Raw genomic sequence first — 23,952 nt, forward strand, 5'->3', positions numbered from 1 at the left:
CCATTGGGGCCCGTGTAAAAATTAGCCTTACCTGATACGATTTTCACCACTTGAAAATACCTGTCCGACCCAACCCCGCACGTAAACGTTTGAAGAAAAATGGGTTATCCACAAACGGCCAAAAGAAGACCCAACCGGCTCCGCTTTTCCGGACGGTTTTGAGATTTGATCTTGTGCCCGAAAGATTTTAGGTTTATCCGGGCATAGTCTTCCGGGACGGCCTTTTCACAAACTTTTTCACCATGCATACTCCCGCATTTTCGTCCGAAGTATATACCCGCCGCCGCGACGTGCTGAAACGCAACGTGGCATCCGGCATCATCATCTTGCCCGGCAACAACCTGTCGCCCATGAACTATGCCGACAACACCTACGCCTTCCGGCAGGACAGTTCATTTCTGTATTACTTCGGCCTGGATGTGGAAGGCCTGGTGAGCATCATCGACGTTGACAACGACCGCGAGATCCTGTTTGGCAACAACGCCACCGTAGACGACCTGGTGTGGACGGGGCCCAAACCCACCGTGCAAGAACTGGCTCACCTTGTGGGCGTGCGCGATGCACAACCGCTGCGCGCACTGGCCTCGTTTCTTCAAAACGCAACCGCAAGAAAACAAACCATCCATTGGCTCGCACCATACCGCCCCGACATTGCCATCGCACTTTCCGAATGGCTAACGTTGCCCCTGCAGGCCATTCAAAAAGATTCGTCGCGTGTGTTGGTGCAGGCCATCATGAACCAGCGCATTCAAAAGAGCGACGAAGAAATCGCGGAGCTTGAAAAGGCTGTGGACGTGAGTGTGGACATGCACGTGGCGGCCATTCAATCCGTTCGTGCCGGCATGTTTGAATATGAACTGGTGAGTTGTGTGGAAGCTGTGGCCACGGCGCACTATTGTCGCACGGCCTATCCGTCGATCATTACCACCAACGGGCAAACGCTGCACAATCACTATTATGGAAACTCGCTGGAAGAAGGACGCATGGTGCTTTGCGACAGCGGCGCCGAACTTCCCTCGGGCTATTGCGGCGACCTGACGCGGACATTCCCCATTGGAAAACGCTTCACCACAAAACAAAAAGAAGTCTACCAAATCGTGCTCAACGCATTGCTCACTGCCGAAAGTCTATTGAAGCCGGGAGCGCTTTTTAAAGACATTCACCTCACCGCGTGTCGCGAATTGACCAGAGGCCTTCAGCAACTCGGGCTTATGAAGGGCGACGTGGAAGCATCGGTGCATGCAGGCGCGCATGCATTGTTCTTTCAATGTGGTCTTGGTCACCTCATCGGGCTCGACGTTCACGACATGGAAAACCTGGGCGAAGACCTGATCGGCTATGATGATGAAGTGGTGCGCAATCCACAGTTTGGCATCAAGAGCCTTCGCCTGGGGAAACGATTGAAAGAAGGCTTCACCGTTACCGTTGAGCCGGGGTTGTATTTCATTCCCGAACTGATGGAGATGTGGAAGCAGGAAAAAAAACTTGACGCGTTCATTAACTACAACGCCCTGGATGAGTATAAATCATTCGGTGGTATCCGTATTGAAGACAACTGCCTGGTGACAGCAAGTGGCTCCCGGATTTTAGGCAAACCACTTGCCAAGACAATCGACGAGATTGAAGCTTTGAGAGGCTGACACTGGGACTTTGTTCTTTACTTGCAGCCAGGCAATCTATGCCTTGGCAGCAATCACGCTGTTTGTAAATCTTAGTCGCTTGCTCAGCACCAGCATTACGATACCCGCCAGGCCCACGCCGATGGCAATGCCCAAAAATAATTCTACCATGGCACCGGGGTTCCGCAAGATCCTTTCATTGCTCATGTTGCTGGTGAGCAATCCGGCCAGCAAGTTGCCGAGCGATAGCGACAGAAACCAAACGCCCATGAGCTGTGCTGCAAATTTTTGAGGGGCCAGTTTCTTGACGGCGCTTAGTCCAACGGGATATAAACAGATCTCGCCGAAGGTGTGCAGCATGTAGGTGAAAATAAGCCACAGCGGCAAAGCCTTTTGTCCTTGCATCACCACGTATGCGGCACCCGTCATCACAAAAAAACTGGCGGAGATAAACAACAGGCCGAACGAAAGTTTCACCGGGATGGCCGGGTCTATGTTTCGCTTCGAGAGCCACAACCAAAGCCACGCAAAAAAAGGCGCAAAGATCAACACACCCACAGCCGGAACCGCCTGCAGCCACGAGGCCGGCATAACAAAACCTCCCAGCGCAAGATCGGTATAGCGCAAGGCAAACAAGTTTAGCGACGAGCCTTGTTGCTCGTAGCCCATATAGAAGATAACAGACATTACAAAAAAGCTCAGAATAGCCAACACACCGCGGCGCTCCGCCGCATCAAGCCCGGCCACAAAAAGGAGGTAACCAAAATACAGCACCGCAGATCCCACAATGATGTAGACAAAAGCCTTGGCGATCCACACCGGATCGACGACCACAATTTTGAACACCAAAGCCAGCACCAGTAGCCCGACCAATGCCGAGACAATGCCCAGCGTGCGCGCATTCTTTTTGCGTTCTTCGGGCGTGCGTGTCATGCGTTCTTCGGGGAGATATTTTTCAGTGATTTTGTATTGCACCAACCCGGCCAGCATACCTGCACCGGCAAGCGCAAAGCCGTAGTGCCAGTTCACCTTCTCGCCAAAGTAGCCCGTGATGAACGGCGCCACAAATGCACCAATGTTGATGCCCATAAAGAAAATGGAAAAGCCCGAGTCGCGTCGCGCATTTTCTTCGCGCGCATAGAGCTCGCCCACCAGGCTGCTGATGTTTGGCTTCAGCAACCCCGTGCCTACGGCAATGAGCAGCAGGCCCACAAAAAATGTTTCGGTATTGGAGAAGGCCATGAGCAGGTGCCCGAGGCAAATGGTGCACGCGCCATAGAACACACTCTTGCGCAGGCCACACACATTGTCGGCGATCCATCCACCGGGCAGGGCCAGCATGTAGACCATCATGGTGTAGATGCCGTAGATGGCACCGCCAGTGTCTTCGTTCAGCCCAAGGCCGCCCTTTTCAGCACTGGTGATCATGAACAGCATGAGCAGTGCGCGCATGCCGTAGTAACTGAAGCGCTCCCACATCTCGGTGAAGAACAACGTTGCCAGTCCGCGGGGATGTCCGAAAAAAGTGGGTTGCATGGTGAATTTATCGAATGACGAAACTAGGGTTTGGAATGGGATGTGTAATAAACAAATTTTATCATCATGTAATAGAATTTTAGCCGCTCTTTTTTCGACCGGCGCGCAATCCCTTTCACACTCCGTCTCAAAAATAGCGGAGGGATTTATTTCAGATAAGATAATACCAGCATGAAATAAAAACGTACCATTTACTTTTTGTCTTTATAGCCAAATTCGCTGTAGGGCAAACGTGATTAGTTTTGGAAAAATCACCGTCATAGCCCCCGTCACAGAGAAGGTTGCACCTATGGATATCGACAGCTATACAAATCATCAGAAGATTATCGTCGCGGTGGATTGTATCATTTTTGGCTTCGATGGAAACCAGCTGAAGGCCTTGCTCATCAAGCGAGGCTTTGAACCTCAAAAAGGAAAGTGGTCGCTCATGGGCGGCTTCATCAACAACAACGAAGATGCCGACTGCGCCGCCGTGCGGGTGTTGAACAAACTCACCGGCATGGACAATCTCTACATGGAACAGCTCCACGCCTTCTCGCGAGTCGATCGCGATTCGGCTGGCCGGGTCATCTCCATTGCCTACTTTGCCCTCATCAACATCGCCGACTATAGCGAACAACTTCAGGTGGAACACGAAGCAAAATGGTTTGAGCTGAGTCAACTGCCCGAGCTCATTTTCGATCACACCGCCATGGTGCTGAAAGCGCAGGACCTCTTGCGCGAAAAAGTGGCCCGACACCCCATAGGTTTCGAATTGCTCCCCGACAAGTTCACGTTACCCCAACTGCAGTCGCTCTACGAAGCCATCTACGAAACCTCGCTCGACTCACGCAATTTCTCAAAGCGCATTCTCTCCCTGGGCGTGCTCAACAAACTGGACGAGAAGGAAAAGAAAAGCTCCCGACGCGGGGCGTTCTATTATGTGTTCGACTCCATCAAATACAAAAACCTTGAGGCCAGTGGCGTCAGGTTTGTCTAGACTCCTCTCTTCTCTAAACTCCTTACCGCTACATTCATTTTCATAAGCTTTCTTGTTGGAAGGTGTGATCCTCATATCATATCATCACCCGTGCCATTTTCATCCAAACAATTCATCTGACACTTCAGCATTCTACCCGATGGGCCACAAAAAAAAGCGGGCTCACGTTTTGAACGTGAAGCCCGCTTGCCCTTAAATCACTATCAGTAACCCGGATTCTGTTCGAGATTTGGATTCGTTTCCATCTGTGGTTGAGGGATGGGGAAGATCACACGAAAATCGCCGTTGGGTTTGTGTGTGAGCCAGCGTTTGGTGGTGTACACACCAAAGCGGATCAGGTCTTGCTTGCGATGGTGTTCGCCAACAAATTCCCAGGCAAGCTCATCCAAAAATCTTCCGTATTGGATTGTGCCCGCGTCCGCCTCAGTTACGGCACCGTTTTCATATTTGCCATAGGCATAGGTGCTTCCACCGACCAGTTGAGCTCCGGTCACGGTCGCTTTGTCGGGATCAGCCTTGAACGCTCTCTTCCGAATGTCGGTCACAATTGCTGCCGCTGCGTCTGCCTGACCTTTTCTCATGAGACACTCTGCCTTTATCATCAACACATCCGCATAACGATAGAGGGGCACATCGTTGTCGGGCGATATGGTGAACCCGATGGGTATTTCGTATTTCACAAAACGATAACCTTCCCAATATTCTGCGGCGTCAACACTCGTCATGTAGTTGGGATATTCAAATTGTTTGTTGCCATCCATGATGGGTTCGCCCGAGGCTTTGAATTGCAAACCACCGCGCCAGCTTTCTTCGAGGCGGCTGTCGTCTTCATCGTAGGTGTCGATGAATTGCGGAATGCCACAGCTTCCACCCCAGGGTTCGGGCATGTTGTAGGTTGCCGCGCTCAACGGGTGAAGTGTTTTGAATGGATAGTAGGTATTCTGATCGGCCGTGAACTCCTTGCTGAAAGGGATCGAAAAAATTTCTTCGGGTGTGTTGGTGTTGTTCACCAAAAAGTTGCCCGAGTAGCTTGACATCAGCGAGAATTTTCCACTGGCGATGATGTCTTCCACTTCTGCCAGCGCATCGTCCCAACGGGCCGTGCCCAGATATACCTGCGAGTTCAGATAAAGTTTTGCCAGCGTCATCTTTGCCACCCACTTCGTCACACGACCGTAGGTTTTCTGGCTGTTTTCTTCGTTCAGCAAGGGCAGCACTTCCTGTAATTCTTTTTCAATAAAGTCATACACTTCCTGTCCGGTGTTTTGTTCGGGCAGAAATCCTTTGGGCACGTCGAACTTGGTGATGATCGGAACGTTTCTGAAGTTGTCCAGCAACAGGTAATAATAAATAGCGCGCAAGGCTCTGAGTTCGGCCAGCACTTTGTCTTTGTTTTCTACCTGACCCAACGCTTCAATCTGAAACGCCGCCTGGTTGCACATGTTTATGCCGGCATAGGCGCGCTCCCACAAATTGGCACCGTGCTCAATGGCAGCACCCCATGTGTGTTTGTGCATGTCGATATACAAATCGCCCCAACCTATACCTACGCGAAAGGGCGTCACAATCAGGTCCGACGACTCTTCATAGATGTCGAACAAACCATTCCATCGCCAATACACAATGCGAAGCTGTGCATAGGCCGGTGCAACGATGGTGGTGAGGTCATCGGCGGTAAGCTCGGTTTCGTCGGCCGAAATCTTATCATATAAGGTTTCATCGAGGTTGGTACAGGAAAACATACCGATTGCAATCAACACACCTGACAGCACTCGTTTCATTGTATTTATTTTCATAGTCAGTTTGCTTTAGAAATTAACATTCACACCAATTGTGTAGGTTCTTACCGTAGGGAATTTATCACGGTTATCGATGCCTTGCATCCGGAGGTCGGTGCGGGCAATTTCCGGATCAATGCCTTTATAGCCTGTGATGGTGGCCAGGTTGGAACCGGAAACATAGAGGCGCAGCGAGCGGATAAACTTCAATGCCGCCACGTTCACGTTGTAGCCCAGCGTTGCATTTTCAACTTTCACATAGTCGCCGTTCTCGATGTAGTAGCTCACAAACGCCTGGTTCAGATAGCCCAGTCTCCGTTTTCCATACACGTTGTCCATGGCCGAGCGAAGCACGTTGTAGTTGATGTTGGGGTTCTCATAGAACATGCGTTGCTGGTTCATGATCTGGTAGCCAAAAGCGCCACTGATCACCACGCTCAGATCAAAGCCCTTGTAGCGCAATGTGTTTATCCAGCCTGCGCGATATTTGGGAATGCCGTTGCCCAGAATCTGGCTGTTGTCGTTGGTGGCCATCGAATTGCTGGTCATGGTTTGGCGTGTGCCGTCGGGCAGTTCAATCACCCACAGACCATCATCGGTAATGTCGACTGATTTCAAGCCCCAGAAGTTGCCCATAGGTTGTCCGGGTTCGATGCGATGCGACACCATCGAAATAGGTTCGCTAATGCCATACTCACTGATGTAGTCGTCTTCAATCTGGTAAAGATCATTCGACAAGCTGGTCAGTTCGTTCTTGTTATAGGAGAATGTCACGGTCGAATTCCATTCAAATCCCGAGCTGTTCACCGGTGTTGTTTTCACCAGCACCTCGATTCCTTTGTTTTGCATTTGGCCTACGTTGGCCAGCATCTCGCCAAACAAATAGGGAGGTTGAGGAACGGAGTAGTCCCACAGCAGGTCTTTGGTTTTCTTCACATATCCATCGATGCTACCCGAAACCTTATCATTGAAGAAAGCAAAATCGAAACCGATGTTCACTTCACGCGAAGTTTCCCACTTAAGATCGGGGTTTGAATTGCTTTCGGCCACAAGACCGTTGATCCACTTGCCGTCGTCCAGCACGCTCACACCTGCATAGGTCAACAGCGGCTTCGACTGATAAGAGTCTCTGGGAATCACACCGGTCACACCGTAGCCGGCGCGAAGTTTCAAAAAGCTCACTGCCGACGATCCTTTCAGAAAACCTTCGTTGCTCAGGGTCCATCCGGCGGAAACCGCAGGAAACGTTCCCCACTTGTTGTTCGCTCCGAATTTGGATGAACCTTCGCGACGCACGCTGGCCAGCACGTTGAACCGATCGCCAAAGCCATAGTTCAAGCGACCAAAGAAACCGATCAGTTTGTTATCGTTTTTGTAGCTGCCCATGCGGGCTGTGCCCAAACGCATCGCGTTGCCGGTGCCTAGGTTGTTATAAGCATACGCATCGGTGGGAAAATCAAAATTGTTTGCCCATCCACCCTGGTTCACGTTATACTGGTAGCTGTAGCCCAACAATGCTGTGAAGGAATGTTCGTCTATCACTTTCGAATACTTGGAAGTCAACTCCAGGTAGTTTGTTTTGATCTGGTCGTCGCCGCGCGAAGCAAAACCATTTCTGCGGGGACCCTTCACCGAGTTGTAATGTTTTTTGCTTTCGTAGTAGCCGCGATAGTTGTTCTTGATTTCAGTAGCCAACATCAGATTGGTTTGCCATCCTTCTGTTGGTTCGAGGGTGATGTTGGAGGTTAAACGTGTCCAGTTGTTTGTGATCACGCCCGAAGTCTCGTTCACCAATCCCACGGGGTTGATGTATTGCAAGCGATCGGTTTCAATCCACTTGCCATTCGCATCCTGAATGCCCAGCATCGGGTTTCTTACCAACGCATTTCTGTAAATAAGGGGATTGAACGAGCCGCTGGCACCATCGCCCAGTGCGCCGATATCCTGCGCTCCACGAAGGAGGTTGGCACTCAGCTTCAACTTGTCGTTGAACAGATACTGATTCAGGTCCAGTGAAATTCTGAGCTCCTTGTTAGAGGAACCCTGGAACACGCCATCCTGATTAATGTAGTTCACACTGGCCGCATAGTTGGAAGCCGGTCCTCCGCCTGCCAATGAGATGTTGTGATTTTGCATGTAGGCCTTGCGCGAAATTTCGCCCAGCCAATCGGTGTCGGTCACGCCGCCGTTTGCTTCCGCTTCGCCAACAAAACCATTTCTGAACGTAAACTCCGGTGCATATTTCTGGTAGTCACTGGCCGTCAGAAAATCTGCTTTGCGCGCCATGGTCGACAACGCTGAGTAGTGTGAATACGTGAGCGTGGGTGCCTTGGCACGGTCGCCGTTTCGTGTGGTGATGAGAATCACGCCGTTTGCACCACGAGTTCCATAGATAGCAGACGCCGAGGCGTCCTTTAGCACGTCGATAGACGTAATGTCGGAAGGCGACACGGTATTAAAATCGCCGGGAACACCGTTGATCAAAATGAGTGGTGTAGCCGAGCCTTCCAATGTAGCAATACCACGCAGGGAGATAGTAGGTGCAGCCGAAGGATCGCCTGAGCCGTTGGTGATGGTGAGGCCCGCCACTTTTCCTTTAATCAATTCGGATGCGTCGCGCATGGCGCCGGCCGTAAATTCTTTCTCCTTCACACTGGCCACCGCGGTGGTCACTTCGGCTTTGCGCTGTGTGCCGTAGCCAATCACCACAACTTCCTGAAGCGACACCAGGTCGGGCATCATCATCACGTCGATGTTTGTCTGGCTTCCCACCGTGATTTCTTCCGAGAGGTATCCCACAAAGCTGAACATTAAAACAGACTCAGCGCTCAGCACGTTCAGCTTGAACTCACCGTTCGCATCGGTGGTCGTGCCCTGGCTGGTTCCTTTCACCAGCACACTAACGCCCGGCAAACCTTCCTTTTCTTCTGAAGTAACTTTACCGGAAACTGTAATTTGCGCAAATGCATTCTGAAATGACAACATGGATAGGCACAAGGCCAATGTCATCATCAAGAGTTTAGTAATAGTTTTTCTCATGTAGTAATTGGATTGAGATTAGAATATTTGACATGTTGAAAGTAGGTAATCACCCGACACGCCTTTTTCCAGAAATTATCCTCATGTAATACAAATTTATCCTCATGCGCTTCCGGGGGTTGCCCGACGACCATATTGTGGTGTCGCGCCCTGAAAACGGCGTTGCAACGACTTTTAGTCTTGATCAGGGAAATGACGCGTCCATCCCAAGCCTGCACGAACACAACCGACATGGCGTACAGCAAGATGGGGTATGCAGAATTTTGATTTATCAGCGACCGGTGCCTGACCGATTTTTACAACGGATGGGGCAAACGCAAAAACGCATCCACCGGGTTGCGATGGATGCGTTTCATGTTGTATGTCTATTTATATAGAGAATAGAGACAGCCGCGAAGAAGGCAGGCCTACTCTACCCAGGGCACTTTTGCAGACTTATAGTAGTCGATGTCAAGCGCCTTGAAGCGGGCGGCGTGCTTGCCGAGGCGCACTTTATATTCTTCCCAGCTTTTGGTTCCGGTAGACCAGCCCAGTTCGGCGTAGCCCGGCAGACGGGGAAACACCAGGTATTCGATGTCATTCATGTTGGCCACCGTTTCTGTCCACAAGGGAGCTTCCACGCCGAGGATGTCTTCCTGGTCGATGCCATGCGAGTAGGTGATGGGGTCCCAGCTATAGGCAGAGTCCACATCGATGTAGGCTGCCCAGTGCAAACCAATGCGCGAGGTGGAATCGTATTGCATGTCCAGGTAGGCCTTGGTTGCTGGCGACATAATCAATTTGCTTCCCTTGTCGATTGCACTAAGGGCGTGTTGTTCCTTGTTCCAGTGTTGCACGATCACGTTGTTGTCGATGTTGCCTTGCGCAATCTCTTCCCAACCCACCATCTTCTTGCCGTTGGCTTTCACGATCTCGGTGAAGCGATTCACAAACTTGATGTATTCATCTTTCTTCGTCACGTGGGCTTCGTCGCCACCAACGTGAAAGTACGGACCGGGCGTTATGGCCGAAAGTTCGCGCACCACATCGTTGATGAACCGGAACGTTTCTTCCTTGTCATAACGAAGCGTGCTGAACCCTACCTGTATGCCTGTATACAATTGTGTGGGCTTGTTCTTTGCTCCCAGTACATTGGGCGACGACAAGTCTAATTCTATGCGTCCTTCTTTGGGCACTTGTATGCCACCGTTCAGTTCACCATAAGATGCCAGCGCCGAGTTGATGTGACCGGGCATGTCTATTTCGGGAACCACGGTAATGAAACGGCTCGCGGCATAGGCCACGATTTCGCTATACTGTTCTTGTGTGTAGAAACCACCTTTGCCTCCGCCCACTTGTGTGCTGCCACCGTGCGCCGTGAGTTGTGGCCACGATTTGATTTCGATGCGCCAGCCCTGGTCGTCGCTGAGGTGAAGGTGAAGGATGTTCATCTTGTAGTAGCTGATCAGGTCGATGTAACGTTTCACATCGTCGATGCCAAAGAAGTGGCGCGCCACATCCAGCATCGATCCGCGCCAGGCATACAGGGGCACATCGCGAATGGTGCCCGTGGCAAGTTGCCAGGTGGCTGTTGTGGCCGCGGGTGTTTTCTCGATGGCCGCGGGGAACAACTGACGCAGCGTTTGCAACCCGTAGAATATTCCGGCGGGTTGCCCTGCAATGGTCACCAGTTGGTCGGTGACGGTGAGTGTGTAGCCCTCTTTGCCCAGCGTGGTGTCGGCTGCGGCAGTGGTTAAAAATATTCCGGACTCGGGGGCTTTCTCGCTTGTCTTAATCGCAAGCTCGAAACCAGTGCCTTTGTTGAGCATGTCGGCCAGGTATTGTCCGAGCGGCTGAACATCAGCTCCCGAAAGGGTGATCGTGGTTTCTTTTGTCAGCTCAAATGCCTTTCCGCCAAGCACGGCAGAGTCAGGCTTTGGAATAACATTTTGAAACTGAGCGATGGCTTCGGGTGAAGCATCTTTCGCCTTCTTGCACGACGATGCCGCGACAAGAAGCACTATACATAAAAGAGTTTGTGTGGAAGAAAAGAACTTGAGCATGGGATAATTTAAATTGAGCGTTAATGATAATAACAATGTGTTAATTATCATACGATCATTTCGAAATTATAGCGTGTGCGCTAAAGCACACCGCGCACACATCACACGCACTCCGATCATCCACAAAATTGTCCCTTAATCCAACCTAATCCTCACGATAGAATACCGTGTTCTTAATTGTCGTCGTGACTATATCTTTTTCAGTCGCGAAGCTGCGTCGGCGTCCAGAAGAATTTCGCAGTTCGGGTGGAGCTGCACTACCGAGGCGGGGATGTCGGTGGTCACGGGGCCTTCAATGGCCTTCGCCACCATGTCGGCCTTGTGTGCGCCTTTCACGATGAGGATTAGTTTTCGTGTGTGCATGATGTTCTTGATACCGCGTGTGAGTCCACCGAGCACAATGTTTTCGGGCACCTGTGTTTCTCTTCGCACGCGTGCTTCAAAATCCGGATCCATGGGCGACACCCACGTTTCACTTTCGAACGGTGTGCCCGGTTGATTGATGCCGATGTGACCATTGGCCCCCAACCCTAGCATCTGCAAGTCTGCACCTCCACGTTCGGCCAATCGCTTTTCGAACAATGCCGCTTCGCTTTCAAAATCGTCCGACAACGTTGGCGGCATGATGAAATTTTCTTCGGGTATTCCCAACGGTCCGGCAATCTGATTCAGGATCATGGTGTAGCAACTGCCCGAATATTCGCGCGGGAGGTTGGTGAGCTCGTCCACATTAAACAACGTTATGCGCGACACATCAAACGGATACTGCGCATAAATTTGCGACACGATGGCGTGCATGTTCAACGTTGTTTGTCCTGTCGACAGCCCAATAACCGATGTGGGCTTCTCCAGCATCTGCCCGATGATGCGCCAGGCTGCCGCAACATCAAATGCTCGTTCGTCTTTCGCGATGGTGATTTTCATGAATGTGATCGTTTATAATGTCTTAAGTTCTTCTGTGAAAAAATTATCGATGGCCGCTGCCGCTTCTGCTTCATCTGCACCGTCTACCAGCACGGTAACGGTGTCGCCTCCTTTGGCGCCGAGGGTGAGAATGTTAAGCATGCTGTTGAGTTGAATCGTGCTTTCACCTTTGCGTAAACTCACAATCGATTTATACTTCTTTACCAACCTGATCAACGCGGTGGCTGGCCGGGCATGGATTCCTTCCGCTGCCATAATAACATAGTTCCTGGAAATCATTTCTGTGTCTGTAGATAGTCGATTATCGTTTTTGAATTATCCATGGCCATAACGTTTTCGCAAATTTCGGTGGCTTTGCTGAAGGCATTGTGAATGATCACATTTTTTATGGCGGGGATAGACGCTGCACTCATAGAGAACTCGCGAAGCCCCATGCCCATCAACACCAACGTTGCCTGTGGATCGGAGGCCAGCTCGCCGCAGAGGCTCACGCCGATCTTTTGTTTGTGTGCTTGCTCAATCACATAGCCTATCAATCGCAACACGGCCGGGTTGAAAGGGTCATACAACGCCTTCACCTTTTCATTGCCGCGATCGACCGCCAACGTATACTGACATAAGTCGTTGGTGCCAATGCTGAAGAAGTCAACTTCCTTTGCCAGCAGATCGGCCATCACTGCGGCCGATGGCACCTCGATCATCATGCCGACGGGAATTGTTTTGTCAAATTCAATTCCTTCATCGCTCAGTTGTGCTTTTGCCCGCTCCAGAATTTCTTTCGCCTGTCGAAGTTCCTGCAGGCTGCTGATCATCGGGAACATGATCTTGAGTGTTCCAAAAACACTGGCGCGCAAAATGGCCCGCAGCTGTGTTATGAAAATATCCTGACGGTCCAGGCTGATGCGAATGGCGCGATAGCCCAGAAAGGGATTGTCTTCTTTTGGAAATGTGAAGTAGTCAAGAGGCTTGTCTCCGCCGATGTCGATCGTTCGCACGGTGACGGGTTTGCCTTTCGCTTTCAATGCCGTCTTCTTATAGAACTCCAGTTGTTCGTCTTCCGTAGGAAACGCGGTCCGGTTCATGAACAACAGTTCCGTTCGAAAGAGACCGGCGCCCGCTGCGCGATAGGTCAACGCATCGTCCATGTCGTCGGCGTTGGCGATGTTGGCCAGCAGGGTGATGGCTACACCGTCGGGTGTTATGGCGGGGATGTCTTTTAATGAGGAGAGAAATTTATGTTCTGCATCGCAGGCTTCCTTCCTTGCTTTATATTCTTCGAGCCGAATTTCGTCGGGGTTCACAATCACGATACCCGTCGTGCCGTCAACGATCACTACGTCTTCTGTCTCAATGATGTCGAGGGCGGTGCCACAGCCCACCACGGCGGGGATGTTTTTCGATTTGGCCAGGATGGCCGTGTGCGACGTCTTCCCTCCCACGCGGGTGGCGAAGCCAATGATGCGGCTCATGTCGAACGCAATGGCATCGGAAGGCGAAATGTCTTCGGCCAGCAGAATGGTGTTGGGTGGAAAGGTTTGTTCGTTGTTGCCGGTGTGAAGCAAGTTTTTCAGAATCCGGTCGCCAATGTCCTGTATGTCGGCGGCGCGGGTGCGCAGGTAGTCGTCGTCCATGTTGCGGAACATATCCACCGTTTTGTGAATCACGTCGATCACGGAGTCGATCACATTCTTTTTATTTTTTGTGATCTCGCGAAACACGTCGGCTTTGATCTGCGGGTCGGTCAGGAATTCAATGTGGGTTTCCAGGATGTCAACTTCTTCGTTGCTCAATCCGCGCTGACGTTTCAGAGACTTCACCTCCTCAACCGAAGCCTGCACCGCGAGCTCAAATTTTTCGATTGCCCGCAGCACCTCGCTTTCATCTTTCAGCAAAATGCCCGTCGACACTGCGTCGCGCTTCCGCAGCACGTGTGCCCGCCCAATGGCAATGCCCGGCGACGCCACCACACCGCGAATCTCCCCTCCTGTGTTATATGGTCCTTTTTCCAAGTTGTCTCTTCTTTAAATAATAATCACGAAAACACGTGCAACACACTTCCCACAAAACCGGCGGCCAACAAGCCCAACAACAAGTAGGTTGTCTTGATGTTTTTCTTCAACAGAAAAAACACCACAAACGTGAGCATCAAGGGCACAATGCCCGGCACGATCTGATCCAGGATGCTTTGCACCGAAATCTCGGACCCCTCGGTCCCAATCTGTAACGGTGTCTTTATCGACATGAGCAAGGCCGGCATCGCGCCCACCACCATCAACCCGACAATGGCGGCACCCGTCGTGAGTTTGTCCATCACGTTGCTGCTTGCAATCTTCTGAAGAAACTTGTTGCCCTGGGTGTAGCCAATAAACGTGAGGTGATAGCGAAGCACAACGTGGGGCACATTAAAGATCAGGAGAAAAAGAATGGGGCCGGCCACATTCCCCTTCAACGCCAGCGACGTGCCCACGCCCGCGGCAATCACCTTGAAGGTTCCCCAAAACAATGAATCAAAAATGCCAGCCAGTGGTCCCATCAATCCCAGCTTCACCGTGTTGATCGATTCAGCCTCAAACTCTTTGGACCGGCTGTTTTGTTCTTCCATGGCGGCAGCAATTCCGAGAATCAGCGTTGATCCATAGGGGCTCGTATTAAAAAATTGCAAGTGTCTTTTCAACGCCAGCGCCATCGATTCTTTTGTGGTATAGATTTTCTTCAGGATGGGAATCATCGAAAACGCAAAGCCCGTGTTCTGACAGGTTTCGAAATTAAAATTCGCTTCCAGCGCAAGCGACCGATAGAACAAGCTCCTTACGTCGCGCTTCGAAAACGAAGGCGGCAACACAGGACTTTCATCGTCTGACGACTCATCTTCAGGTGCAGCGTCGCGGTGCGTGATGTTTGTGATGATGAGTGCCATGATCACGCCCAGTCCACCAATGGCAATCATGGGCAATTTCAAATAGCTGCTAAGGATGAATCCGAGAAAAAAGTAGGGCGCCACTTTTTTATTGAACATCACGTTCATGAGCAGGGCAAAGCCCAGGGCGGGCAACATGTTGCCCGCAACCTGCAGGCCGTCGTGCACCCAGGGTGGAATGCGTTCGAGCAATGCCTTCATCGCGTCGGCGCCGAGTTGCAGGGCGAGGAACACGATGAGCCCCATCATCAAAGGCTTTAATAAACCCGACACAATGTGGAGTCGTTGCAGCTTTTGATAGTCGCCCGCTTCGGCATGCTGCATAAATTTTTTGTTGAGGCCCGAGCGAAAAATGAACAATCCGCTCACGGCCATCTCAGCAAGTATAGAGATCGGAACCGCGAGCGCCAACGCCACAGCCGCTCCCTTTCCCGAGAGAATGGCGAAGGCCGTACCCAACACACCTCCCGTGATGACATCGGGAGGAATTGCCGCGCCCACTTTGATGTTGCCCATGAAGATCAACTCCAACGTTGCCCCGATCACAATGCCCTGGTTGAGATCACCCAACACCAGCCCCACCAGCGGCCCCAGCACCAGCGGTCGGTTCAGCAGTGTGGTGCCCAGGAAATCTTCGGAATGCCCGAACATGGCAATCAGTGTAATGAGGATGAACGTTAAGGTCATAGCGGTGGGTTTGCCGGAGTGTTCTACACTTGAATCATGGACGACATCTTCTGCTTTTCGTCAGAGGGCACCTGTCGTATTTCGAGCTCGATGTCGCGGCGCACAAGTTCTTTTATGATGACGATGTCTTCGTCGGTCAGCGCCACGGCTTTCGAGATCTGCTTCGCGCCTTCTCGGGCCCGCAGGCCTCCAAAGTTGATGGCGCGAATCTCCTGAACACCACTCGCCAGCGCGAACGCGTCTTTCACGGTGTTCACGAGCACCAGTATTTTAAGCGCGGCATTCTTGTCGTCGTTCAAAAACACTACGGTGTCGGCTATCGACTTGATGAGTTGTTTCACACCCGCTGGCTTTGCCAATCCCAGGGTCATCTTCTGAAAATCGTCTTTCACAATTTTGTCGTTTGCCACAATGAGGCAATCCACTCCCAGCGACGGCACCCAGGTGAAGGCCACCTGGCCGTGCACAAGCCGGTCGTCTATTCGTATCAGCTTAATCATGATCGTTCTCCTTATTAATTAATGTATTCACATACGTTACCTGTTCGCGTGCATGCATCATCGCGTTTTCAATCACTTCGGGCACTGGTGTGTCGGCGCTAGCCAGCATCACCTCGATGAGCAACGGCAGGTTCATGCCCGACACCACGTGTACATTCGGCCGCAAGGCATAGCGCAGCACCTGGTTGGTGATGCTTCCGCCCATGAGGTCGGAAAACACAATCAGCTCATCGTCGACCGTCACGTTTGCCAACACCGCGTTAAGCTCGTCTTCAATTGACGAATTGTTGTCCACATAGGCATCGATCACAAACACATTGTCCATCTGGCCGATGATGATGTCGAGCGACGATTTTATCCCCGATGAAAACGTGCCGTGCGCTGTTATCAGAAATTTTCTCATGACTATTTTTTGTTTACGGCCCAGTCGATTGTGTTCGCAAAAAGTCGTTTGAATTCCTTGATCTCAAACAGGCCGCCGTGATGTCCAAACAGAAAATAGATGTTCTTGGCTTTCTTTTTTGGATTGGACCAGATCACCGGGTGATCGCCCATCTTCACGTCCGTGGTCGGGGTGTAGCTGTTCTCGTCGACCGTGGCCAGCACCTCCACATTGGGTCTTGGATTTTTATCGAACGTATACCACTCTTCGCCGGGCAGGTTGAAATGCGAAGGCAGCTTGCGAAAAACAGGATGATGTTTTTTCTCGATGTGCACCTCGCCTGCTACACGTTTGGCCACGTAGCTTTTCCAGCGGATACCACCCAGAAATTCGGAAAACCAGTTCCACATCGGGTAGCCATCAAACTCACCCAGCAACGACGCATGGTGAAATCCGATCCACGCGCCTTTGCCGTTTTCGATGTAGTCTTCGAAGGCCTCCTTCGAAGCATCTGACCAGCGATAGGGCGGGTAGTTCAACTGAATGAACAGCTTGTGGTTTGCCAGGAACGTTTCGGAGATGGTGTCAGCATCGTTGATGACAACGTAGTCGAAGTTTTTTTCCTTGCTGTAGGCGTCAATCCAGGTCAACGCGGCGGCCACAAAGCTCTCGTGTATTTCGCCGCGCTCGGCCAGCACCACGGCTTTGAATTTCGGTTGCGCCATGGCTGTCTGGCCTGCGCCAACACACAACAGCATTACAAAACAGGTTAAGCGTAGTTGTCTCATGCTTCTAGTATTTTCTTATTTTGATTCCAGTGCGGTGAGGGCTTGCATAAACCAGGCCGTGTGCGGTATCCATTGTTCGCTCCAGCGCCACTCGTTGCCGTTGTCTTCATACTTGAATGCTATGCCGGAGCCGTCTGCTTTATCTTCCGCTCCCGTGATGCCGTTTGATATGCCTCCCCTTCCGGAACCATGTCCATACATGGCCGCCATATAAGGCACATTCACCTGGCCATAGCCATACATCATGCACAGTTGATAAGGATTGTTGCCCAGCACCCAGTCCATCAAACCACAAACGTAGGTTGCTATGTCGGCACGAACGCCAAGCACATTCTTTTCCGGATACACCAGTCTGCCACCTCTCAACAACACGGTGGCCAACGAACCCACGCGTGCATTCTCACCTTGCCACCACCAGCCACTCTCGTTCTCGTGCGGGATGAAAAAGCCATTTTGAATTTTGTTGTTCAACCGAAACGTTTGTCTGGGATACTGAAATGGATTGGCGACTTCATTCGAAACCTTGAGTTGGTAGTCGATAAATTTCTTTATAGTGGTCAACGCCTTCTCGCGAAGGGCCTTGTCACTTTCCACATCGAGGTAGCGAATCAGCGACAGCACGGGCAGGCCTGCGTCTGATGCATGCCAGAAGGGTCTTGTTTTTTCGTCGTTGCTCCAGAAGAATCCTTCGGGCGAAAGACGCCCTTCCAGTTTTTGTGCGCGACGTCTGGCTTCTTTTTGATACGCTGGTTTTTTTGTAGCAATCCACAACTCGGTGCCGGCCATAAGGGCGGTGTAGTCGTCTAGGATGTTTTCCTTGTGATCGTCGACATATTTTACACTATTCTTTTGCAGGTGGTCAAACGCGCGCTCGGCCGCTTGCAGGTATTGAACAGGTTCGTATTTGCTTTTCTGCTTCCATTGCGAAATGCGCGCAAGCGCTGCCACGCCCATGCCCCCGCCTTCGCGGAAACCGCTTTGATAGTCAGACGTAGTTTTACTATCGGCCAGCAGGCCCACCACGCGACGCTCTTTGGGATCTTTCTTGAAGTAAGAAAAAAGCGTCATGTAGAAATAGCCTTCAGGTGAAAGTGACTTCATGATGTAGTCGGCGCCATAGAAAGCTTCGCTCACCAGCGAGTCTTTAACCTTTGTGTTGTTTAGCACTTCGGGAATGGCTTCAACGGTTTGGATCATCGACCAATCTACCAGCGGTGTTTGCTGGGGGTTCATGAAATTGGTGTAGGCCAGGTGCGAGAAATATTTGCTTACGTCGCCCGATGCATCGCACCAACCGCCGCGCAGGTCAACCGTTTTCTCGCTGCCAAACAGTTTCACATGCTCGTCGCCCATCAGTTCTTCTTTCGAATTTGCTTTCTGGCATTCAAAAAAATTGGCGATGGCCGGAACCAGCTTGCGTGTGAGGAGTTTCGAACCGATCTCAAAGTCAAAAGACTGATACGACTTGCCCTTTAACGAAACGCGGATGGTATAGAAACCCGGTGTGTTAAAGTCACTGAAATCAATCGTGCTATATGCATACTCGTTCCAGTCTTTCACGGCCGCGCTCTTTTGGATCTTGCCGCTGTACACTTCCTCAAGTGTGAGCGCATTCGACAGGGTGAACGTTGCGTCGGCGTTGACAGCAAAGTTGCTCCGGAACATGGCGCGCTTGGGCAACCCGGTGTTGTAGCCGATCTGGTTGGTGAGAATGGACGCGTCGCTTTTCAAGAACGCATCCAGCTGTTTTTGCTCTTTGCCTTCATTCTCCGCCGCCCATGCAATGGCGTTCTGCAAAAGTTTTGTATAGTGAACATTGGTGCACGACGTGGAATCGTGCCCCACACTAATATATACTACGCGATCATATTCCGGATTGGTCCACACCACCGGATGATAGCCCATGGGCACCTTAGGTTTGTAGGTTGCTTCGTCGGCCACGGCCAGGATGTTGGCATGGGCCGGAGCTTTGTCAAACTCATACCACTCGTCGCGCAAGGTAAATGTTATGGGCAGACCTTTTGTGATGGGATGATTGCCGTTTTCAATTTTCACTACACCATCCTGCAGCGGCGGATGCGGTGTGTAGGAAGCACCGCCCAACAACTGGCCATACCATTTCCAATTGCTCCTGCTGCGTTGCTCAAACTGATTGCCGATGAGGCCCGCCGCGTGAACACCGATCCACCCTTTGCCACGCGAAATAAATTCCTGAATGGCATACTGCTGCGATGTGGACATGTCGAATGGCGCAAGGCTCAGCTGGATGAACACCTGGTAGCCCGACAAGTTGAGCGTGTTCACCTCGGCCGTGTCGCGGGTGAAATGAATGTCGAGATTATTCTCCGCAGCCAGCTTCCGGAACATGGGCTCCGATTTGTCGACCATGGGACTGTGATATTTGTCGGTGGCGCCAATCACAAACACCTTTATTTTTCTGGCTGGATGTTCTTCGGTTTGCCCGAAAGATGTGGCACAGAAAAACACGGCGGGAAAACAAAACAGGAACAGGAATGTAACTCTGACGTTTCTCATAAGCGCTGTTGTGGGTTCAATACGAAATACCATCTTGCAAGGCCAGCTCATACTTCTCGAAATCGATCTGATAGAGATGGGGTGATTTATTGGCCGTGCCCACACGTTTCTCGGGAAGCTTGATGAGGAAATCGTAACTCATCAACAGCTTGTGAAAATTTCTTCTGTCGAATGTCCGGTTCAGGATGGTCTCATACAGTTTTTGCATTTCGCGCAACGTGAACTTTGGTGGCAACAGGTTGGCGATTGGTAGATAACGCAAATCTTTTCGCAGCGCCACCAACGCCAGTTCGATCATGTCGTTGTGATCGAACAACAAATCGGGAATGGCCGGAATCTCGCACCATTGATAGGACGCCGCCAGGTTGGGAACCACTTTTTCAAAATCCACCAACGCATAGTAGCCAATCGACACAATGCTCTCGTGAACAAGCTCATACTCGCGACTCTCTTTCGACTTATTGTCGAACAGGCGCGCGGCCTGATCGTCGGTATAATTCTTATGGCGTTGGGCGGCGCCAAAGGTGTGGAACTGTTGCAGGAACACATCGTGTATGCCGGTGGTCTCCTTCAATACACGCGATGCTGCGTCGGCAATCAACTCTTCTTTATAGATCCTTCCGCGGGGCAAACTCCAGTCGATGTTATTCCATTTCAGCAGCAAAACCTTGAGCTCGTCGGCATGAAAACCGAACATCACGCAGTCGACCGAAACGTCTTTGATCGTATTTTCTGAAGGTGTGCCCAATCGTTCCTCTGGTTTTAAAAAGCTCAAAATTTGACGCTTCAAAGCGGTTTTTTACCCTTAGCGTAAATTCTACGCACTAATATAGAAGGTCTTAGCGTAAATATTACGCACTAATGAAAATATTTGTCACCTTGTTGAACCTAACCCTTAAAACCTATGAGGCACTCTGTACGCATCGCGTTCCTGATTCCACTATTTATTGTCGTTATGCTCGCGGGGTGTAGCGAGAAAAAAAACACAACGCCCAACGTCACCAACACGTCAACCGCGGTTCCGCATCCCTTAGATCCTCTTGATGAAAGTGAGATCAACGCGGTGAAACAACTTCTTCTTTCGGAAAAGAAAATTGATTCAACGTATCGCTTTTTCATCATCAACCTGAAGGAGCCACCCAAAGCAGAAGTTCTGAAGTTTGCCGAAGGCCAGCCGTTCAGAAGAGAAGCATTGGCCGTGCTCTATGATTGGAGCAGCAACAAAACCTATGAAGCCGTGATCGACCTCGTGGCCAAAAAGGTGATTTCATTCGAACACATGGCCGGTGTGACCGCCGGCGGCCTGAGCGGCGACACGCTCACGGACATCTTGTTGAAAAAAGATACAGCGTGGCTCGGCGGTTTGAAACGTCGCGGCATCCATCCCGACTCAGTGAAAACATCGTATGTGTTTGCCGGCGAAATGGGCATGGCGCCGGCCGACCACCGCGAGATGATCTGCACGCCTCAATATATCAACAAGAAATATCATGAATTACTCATCGACGGCCTGGTGGCCTATGTAGACCTCACCACACAACACGTATTGAAAGTGATGGACGATGGCAGCAAAGGTTACTACAAACCCGAAGACATTAACTACTTCGATGCCACCGCAGTGAACAACACAACATCCGAAAACAAACCCCTTCTGATTACCCAACCCGAAGGCACCAGCTTCACACTGAATGGCTTTGAGGTGAAGAGCAGCCGCTGGTCGTTCCGCCTGGGTGTTGACAACCGCGAAGGCCTTATCCTCTACAACACACAGTATAACGATCACGGTGTGATGCGCCCCGTGCTCTATCGCGCTTCCATTGCCGAGATGTATGTGCCCTATGGCTCGACCGACCTAACCCATGCCGCCTGGAACTATTATGACGTGGGCGCCTATCGCATGGGACAGTCCGATCCAAAGATCATGAACGGCCTGAAAGCCGTTGCCGATGTGCCCATGAACGCGAAGTTTATCTCCACCTTCTTTCACAACGAAAAAGGCGAGCCTCACAAACTCGACAGCATCGTGGCCGTGTATGAAGAGTCGGGTGGACCGCTGACACGCCACGGCAAATTTTCGCGCGAGGCCCGCAACATTGTGGTGAAATATTTCACGCGCGTGTGGAACTACGACTATGGCATCAAGTGGATCTTTCACGAAGACGGCACCATTGACCTGCGCGCCGAACTGACCGGCATTGTGGGCATCAAAGGCGTGAACCGAACCAGCGACCTGCCCGGCGGAGACGACGCCACGTTCGAAGGAAACTACTACGGCACACTGGTGGCTCCCCACGTGGAAGCGGTGAACCACCAACATTTCTTTTCGTTCCGCCTCGACCTGGATGTTGACGGCACCGAAAACCTGGTAGAAGAAATGAACACCGTGACCGTGCCCGCATCGGCAAACAATCCGCACAACAACGCCTTCGCGAAACAAATGTCGCTGGTGAAAACCGAAGGCGAGGGCCAACGCAACCTCAACCCCGCCAGCAACCGCCACTGGATGATTGCCGACTCAAAAGCCGTGAACGCTCTGGGCCAATTGAAAAGCTACGTGATCATGCCCGGCTCGAACGCGATGCCCTATGCCGGCATTCCCTCAGGCCCGCGCAAGATGGCCGACTTCCTGGAAAGCCAACTGTGGGTGACAGCCTACAACGAAAGCGAGCGCCACCCCGCCGGCGAATACCCCAACACCCGCGGCATCAAAGATGGCATCGCCCAATGGACAAGCGACAACGAAGATGTGGTGGGCAAAGACGTTGTGCTATGGTACAACCTCGGCATCACGCACATTGTGCGTCCCGAAGAATGGCCCATCATGAACACACACACGATGGGCTTCACACTGGCGCCCTTTGGCTTCTTTGATCGAAACCCGGTGATCGACCGCACATCACATCCGCGACAGAAGCTTCAGGGCAACCCCGTGCCGCCCGATGTTTCGCTTTGTGTGCCGTTGCCAAAGGAAAAGAAGCTGGCTTCGGCGAAATAGCCGTGCAGAAAAAAAATATTTTTAAAAAATAACTGGCGCGGGCTTGAGAAATTCGCGCCAGTTTCGTTTCATCGGGTGTCTGCAAAGGCTTCAAGAATTGGTTTTGCACGACGTAACTATGAATTCCTGATTAATTCATATCTTAGTGTCATGGCAAAGGAAAAAGAATATCAAAATCAAAATTTCACAGGGAAAACTGTTGATCTTGAACGCACGCTTGTTGCCAAAATTTCGGGTACTGGGAAAACAGAAATCAAAAAACGACGAAAAGCAGGTCTTTCGGTGTTTTATTTGAAGCAAGGCAAAATTGTAGAGGTGAAGCCCGACCAAACAGAAATCGAAGTCCAATCCGTTGACTCTCGTTGGGTAAAAATCGAAAAAAATAAACGCTCCATACTTATTAAATGAGCCGCTTGCGAGTAATTGCAGGACCAAACGGATCTGGCAAATCGTCCATATTCCAACTGATAAGGGACTTCAAAGAAAATAGCAAAAAAATCCAGACAGGCCCATTTGTCAACTCCGACTTTATTGAACGCACATTTCGTGAAGACGGATTTGTTCGCCTCAGCGACTACCAAATCACTGCACCGTCTTCCCGGATTATTGACGAGTATCTCGAAATTTCTACGTTACAAGATCCATACGATCCCCGCGTTATTAAGAATCTAGTTGTCTTAGAAGATGGCTGCCTCAAAGCCCTTGGAAAAGACTCTACGCCATTGTTGGGAATGGTTGTTTCAGATCTTATCAGAGAAGAGTTATTGAAAAGGGAAATTTCCTTCACTATGGAATCGGTATTTTCACATATCGATAAAGTCAATTTCATGCAGCGGGCAAAGGATAGCGGCTTCAAAGTGTATTTGTATTTTGTCAGCACTGAAAGCCCTGCAATCAACATCAAAAGAGTAGCAGGCAGGGTCGCAGCAGGCGGACATGACGTACCCACTGATAAAATATTAACACGATATGAACGGACCATGCGTAATCTGGAACCTGCCCTTAAAGTCGCATATAGAGCCTACATTTTTGATAACTCCGGCAACGAGACCATAAAAATTGCTGAAAAAGATAACGAAGGCAATCTGTTTCTTGAGGAAAGGGTGCCGCAATGGCTTCTTACATTTCTCGGGGACTGGGTTAATTAGAGCAACGTAAATCCAAACGAAGATGTCCATATTTCGGCATCTTTGAAATCGACGAATCGTTACCGATGAAGGCATTCCTCCTT

18 protein-coding genes are annotated in these 23,952 nt (G+C 50.9%); 5 read left to right on the plus strand and 13 right to left on the minus strand.

Translation table 11 applies throughout. From position 1 onward, the window contains the following. Window positions 1-242 precede the first annotated feature (242 nt). Window positions 243-1,640 carry an aminopeptidase P family protein gene (locus tag JI741_RS01330; RefSeq protein ID WP_202006800.1) on the plus strand — a complete coding sequence of 466 codons (1,398 nt, stop codon included), beginning with the start codon at window positions 243-245 and terminating at the stop codon, window positions 1,638-1,640. A 36-nt stretch (window positions 1,641-1,676) separates the two neighbouring features. On the opposite strand, the gene JI741_RS01335 is transcribed toward JI741_RS01330, so the two are convergent. Beyond that, window positions 1,677-3,155 carry a peptide MFS transporter gene (locus tag JI741_RS01335; RefSeq protein WP_202006801.1) on the minus strand — a complete coding sequence of 493 codons (1,479 nt, stop codon included), beginning with the start codon at window positions 3,153-3,155 and terminating at the stop codon, window positions 1,677-1,679. A 289-nt stretch (window positions 3,156-3,444) separates the two neighbouring features. On the opposite strand from JI741_RS01335, the gene JI741_RS01340 reads away from it, so the two are divergent. Next, the gene (locus JI741_RS01340) at window positions 3,445-4,134 is read left to right on the plus strand and encodes an NUDIX hydrolase (RefSeq protein ID WP_202006802.1); all 690 of its coding nucleotides are present in this window, start codon (window positions 3,445-3,447) and stop codon (window positions 4,132-4,134) included. 203 nt (window positions 4,135-4,337) lie between these two features. On the opposite strand, the gene JI741_RS01345 is transcribed toward JI741_RS01340, so the two are convergent. From JI741_RS01345 to JI741_RS01400, 12 genes are all read right to left on the minus strand, one after another. Then, window positions 4,338-5,930 carry a RagB/SusD family nutrient uptake outer membrane protein gene (locus JI741_RS01345; protein ID WP_202006803.1) on the minus strand — a complete coding sequence of 531 codons (1,593 nt, stop codon included), beginning with the start codon at window positions 5,928-5,930 and terminating at the stop codon, window positions 4,338-4,340. A 12-nt stretch (window positions 5,931-5,942) separates the two neighbouring features. Continuing rightward, complete coding sequence (locus JI741_RS01350; RefSeq protein WP_202006804.1) at window positions 5,943-8,951, minus strand: SusC/RagA family TonB-linked outer membrane protein; 3,009 nt, start codon at window positions 8,949-8,951, stop codon at window positions 5,943-5,945. Window positions 8,952-9,358: 407 nt separating this feature from the next. Continuing rightward, a complete protein-coding gene (locus JI741_RS01355) occupies window positions 9,359-10,951 on the minus strand; it encodes a beta-N-acetylhexosaminidase (RefSeq protein ID WP_202006805.1) in 1,593 nt (530 codons plus the stop codon). 231 nt (window positions 10,952-11,182) lie between these two features. Further along, window positions 11,183-11,917 carry a 6-phosphogluconolactonase gene (locus tag JI741_RS01360; RefSeq protein WP_202006806.1) on the minus strand — a complete coding sequence of 245 codons (735 nt, stop codon included), beginning with the start codon at window positions 11,915-11,917 and terminating at the stop codon, window positions 11,183-11,185. 12 nt (window positions 11,918-11,929) lie between these two features. Next, on the minus strand, window positions 11,930-12,196 hold the full coding sequence (locus JI741_RS01365) for an HPr family phosphocarrier protein (protein WP_255534506.1): 267 nt from the start codon (window positions 12,194-12,196) through the stop codon (window positions 11,930-11,932). Beyond that, a complete protein-coding gene (ptsP, locus tag JI741_RS01370; protein ID WP_202006808.1) occupies window positions 12,193-13,926 on the minus strand; it encodes a phosphoenolpyruvate--protein phosphotransferase in 1,734 nt (577 codons plus the stop codon). Before ptsP ends, JI741_RS01365 begins: the two co-directional genes overlap by 4 nt. A 23-nt stretch (window positions 13,927-13,949) precedes the next feature. Continuing rightward, on the minus strand, window positions 13,950-15,521 hold the full coding sequence (locus tag JI741_RS01375) for a PTS system mannose/fructose/sorbose family transporter subunit IID (RefSeq protein WP_202006809.1): 1,572 nt from the start codon (window positions 15,519-15,521) through the stop codon (window positions 13,950-13,952). A 23-nt stretch (window positions 15,522-15,544) separates the two neighbouring features. Then, entirely contained in the window at window positions 15,545-16,021 is a 477-nt protein-coding gene (locus JI741_RS01380; protein WP_202006810.1) for a PTS sugar transporter subunit IIB, read from the minus strand. Beyond that, the gene (locus JI741_RS01385; protein ID WP_202006811.1) at window positions 16,014-16,424 is read right to left on the minus strand and encodes a PTS sugar transporter subunit IIA; all 411 of its coding nucleotides are present in this window, start codon (window positions 16,422-16,424) and stop codon (window positions 16,014-16,016) included. Before JI741_RS01385 ends, JI741_RS01380 begins: the two co-directional genes overlap by 8 nt. Before the next feature lie 2 nt (window positions 16,425-16,426). Next, window positions 16,427-17,191, minus strand: coding sequence for a ThuA domain-containing protein (locus tag JI741_RS01390; RefSeq protein ID WP_202006812.1), 765 nt, complete (start codon window positions 17,189-17,191; stop codon window positions 16,427-16,429). 15 nt (window positions 17,192-17,206) lie between these two features. After that, a complete protein-coding gene (locus tag JI741_RS01395) occupies window positions 17,207-19,726 on the minus strand; it encodes a ThuA domain-containing protein (protein WP_202006813.1) in 2,520 nt (839 codons plus the stop codon). A 16-nt stretch (window positions 19,727-19,742) separates the two neighbouring features. Then, window positions 19,743-20,474 carry an NUDIX hydrolase gene (locus tag JI741_RS01400; protein ID WP_236675824.1) on the minus strand — a complete coding sequence of 244 codons (732 nt, stop codon included), beginning with the start codon at window positions 20,472-20,474 and terminating at the stop codon, window positions 19,743-19,745. Between the two features lie 156 nt (window positions 20,475-20,630). Between JI741_RS01400 and JI741_RS01405 the strand changes: the two genes are divergently transcribed. The 3 genes from JI741_RS01405 (at window position 20,631) to JI741_RS01415 (ending at window position 23,869) form a co-directional block, all read left to right on the plus strand. Further along, window positions 20,631-22,721: a copper amine oxidase gene (locus JI741_RS01405; RefSeq protein WP_202006814.1), complete on the plus strand. Its 2,091-nt coding sequence runs from the start codon at window positions 20,631-20,633 to the stop codon at window positions 22,719-22,721. 150 nt (window positions 22,722-22,871) lie between these two features. Next, window positions 22,872-23,129 carry a hypothetical protein gene (locus JI741_RS01410; RefSeq protein ID WP_202006815.1) on the plus strand — a complete coding sequence of 86 codons (258 nt, stop codon included), beginning with the start codon at window positions 22,872-22,874 and terminating at the stop codon, window positions 23,127-23,129. After that, entirely contained in the window at window positions 23,126-23,869 is a 744-nt protein-coding gene (locus JI741_RS01415) for an ATPase (protein ID WP_202006816.1), read from the plus strand. Before JI741_RS01410 ends, JI741_RS01415 begins: the two co-directional genes overlap by 4 nt. Window positions 23,870-23,952 lie beyond the last annotated feature (83 nt).

Source organism: Chryseolinea lacunae (genome assembly GCF_016735595.1).
Taxonomy (GTDB): Bacteria; Bacteroidota; Bacteroidia; order Cytophagales; family Cyclobacteriaceae; genus Chryseolinea; species Chryseolinea lacunae.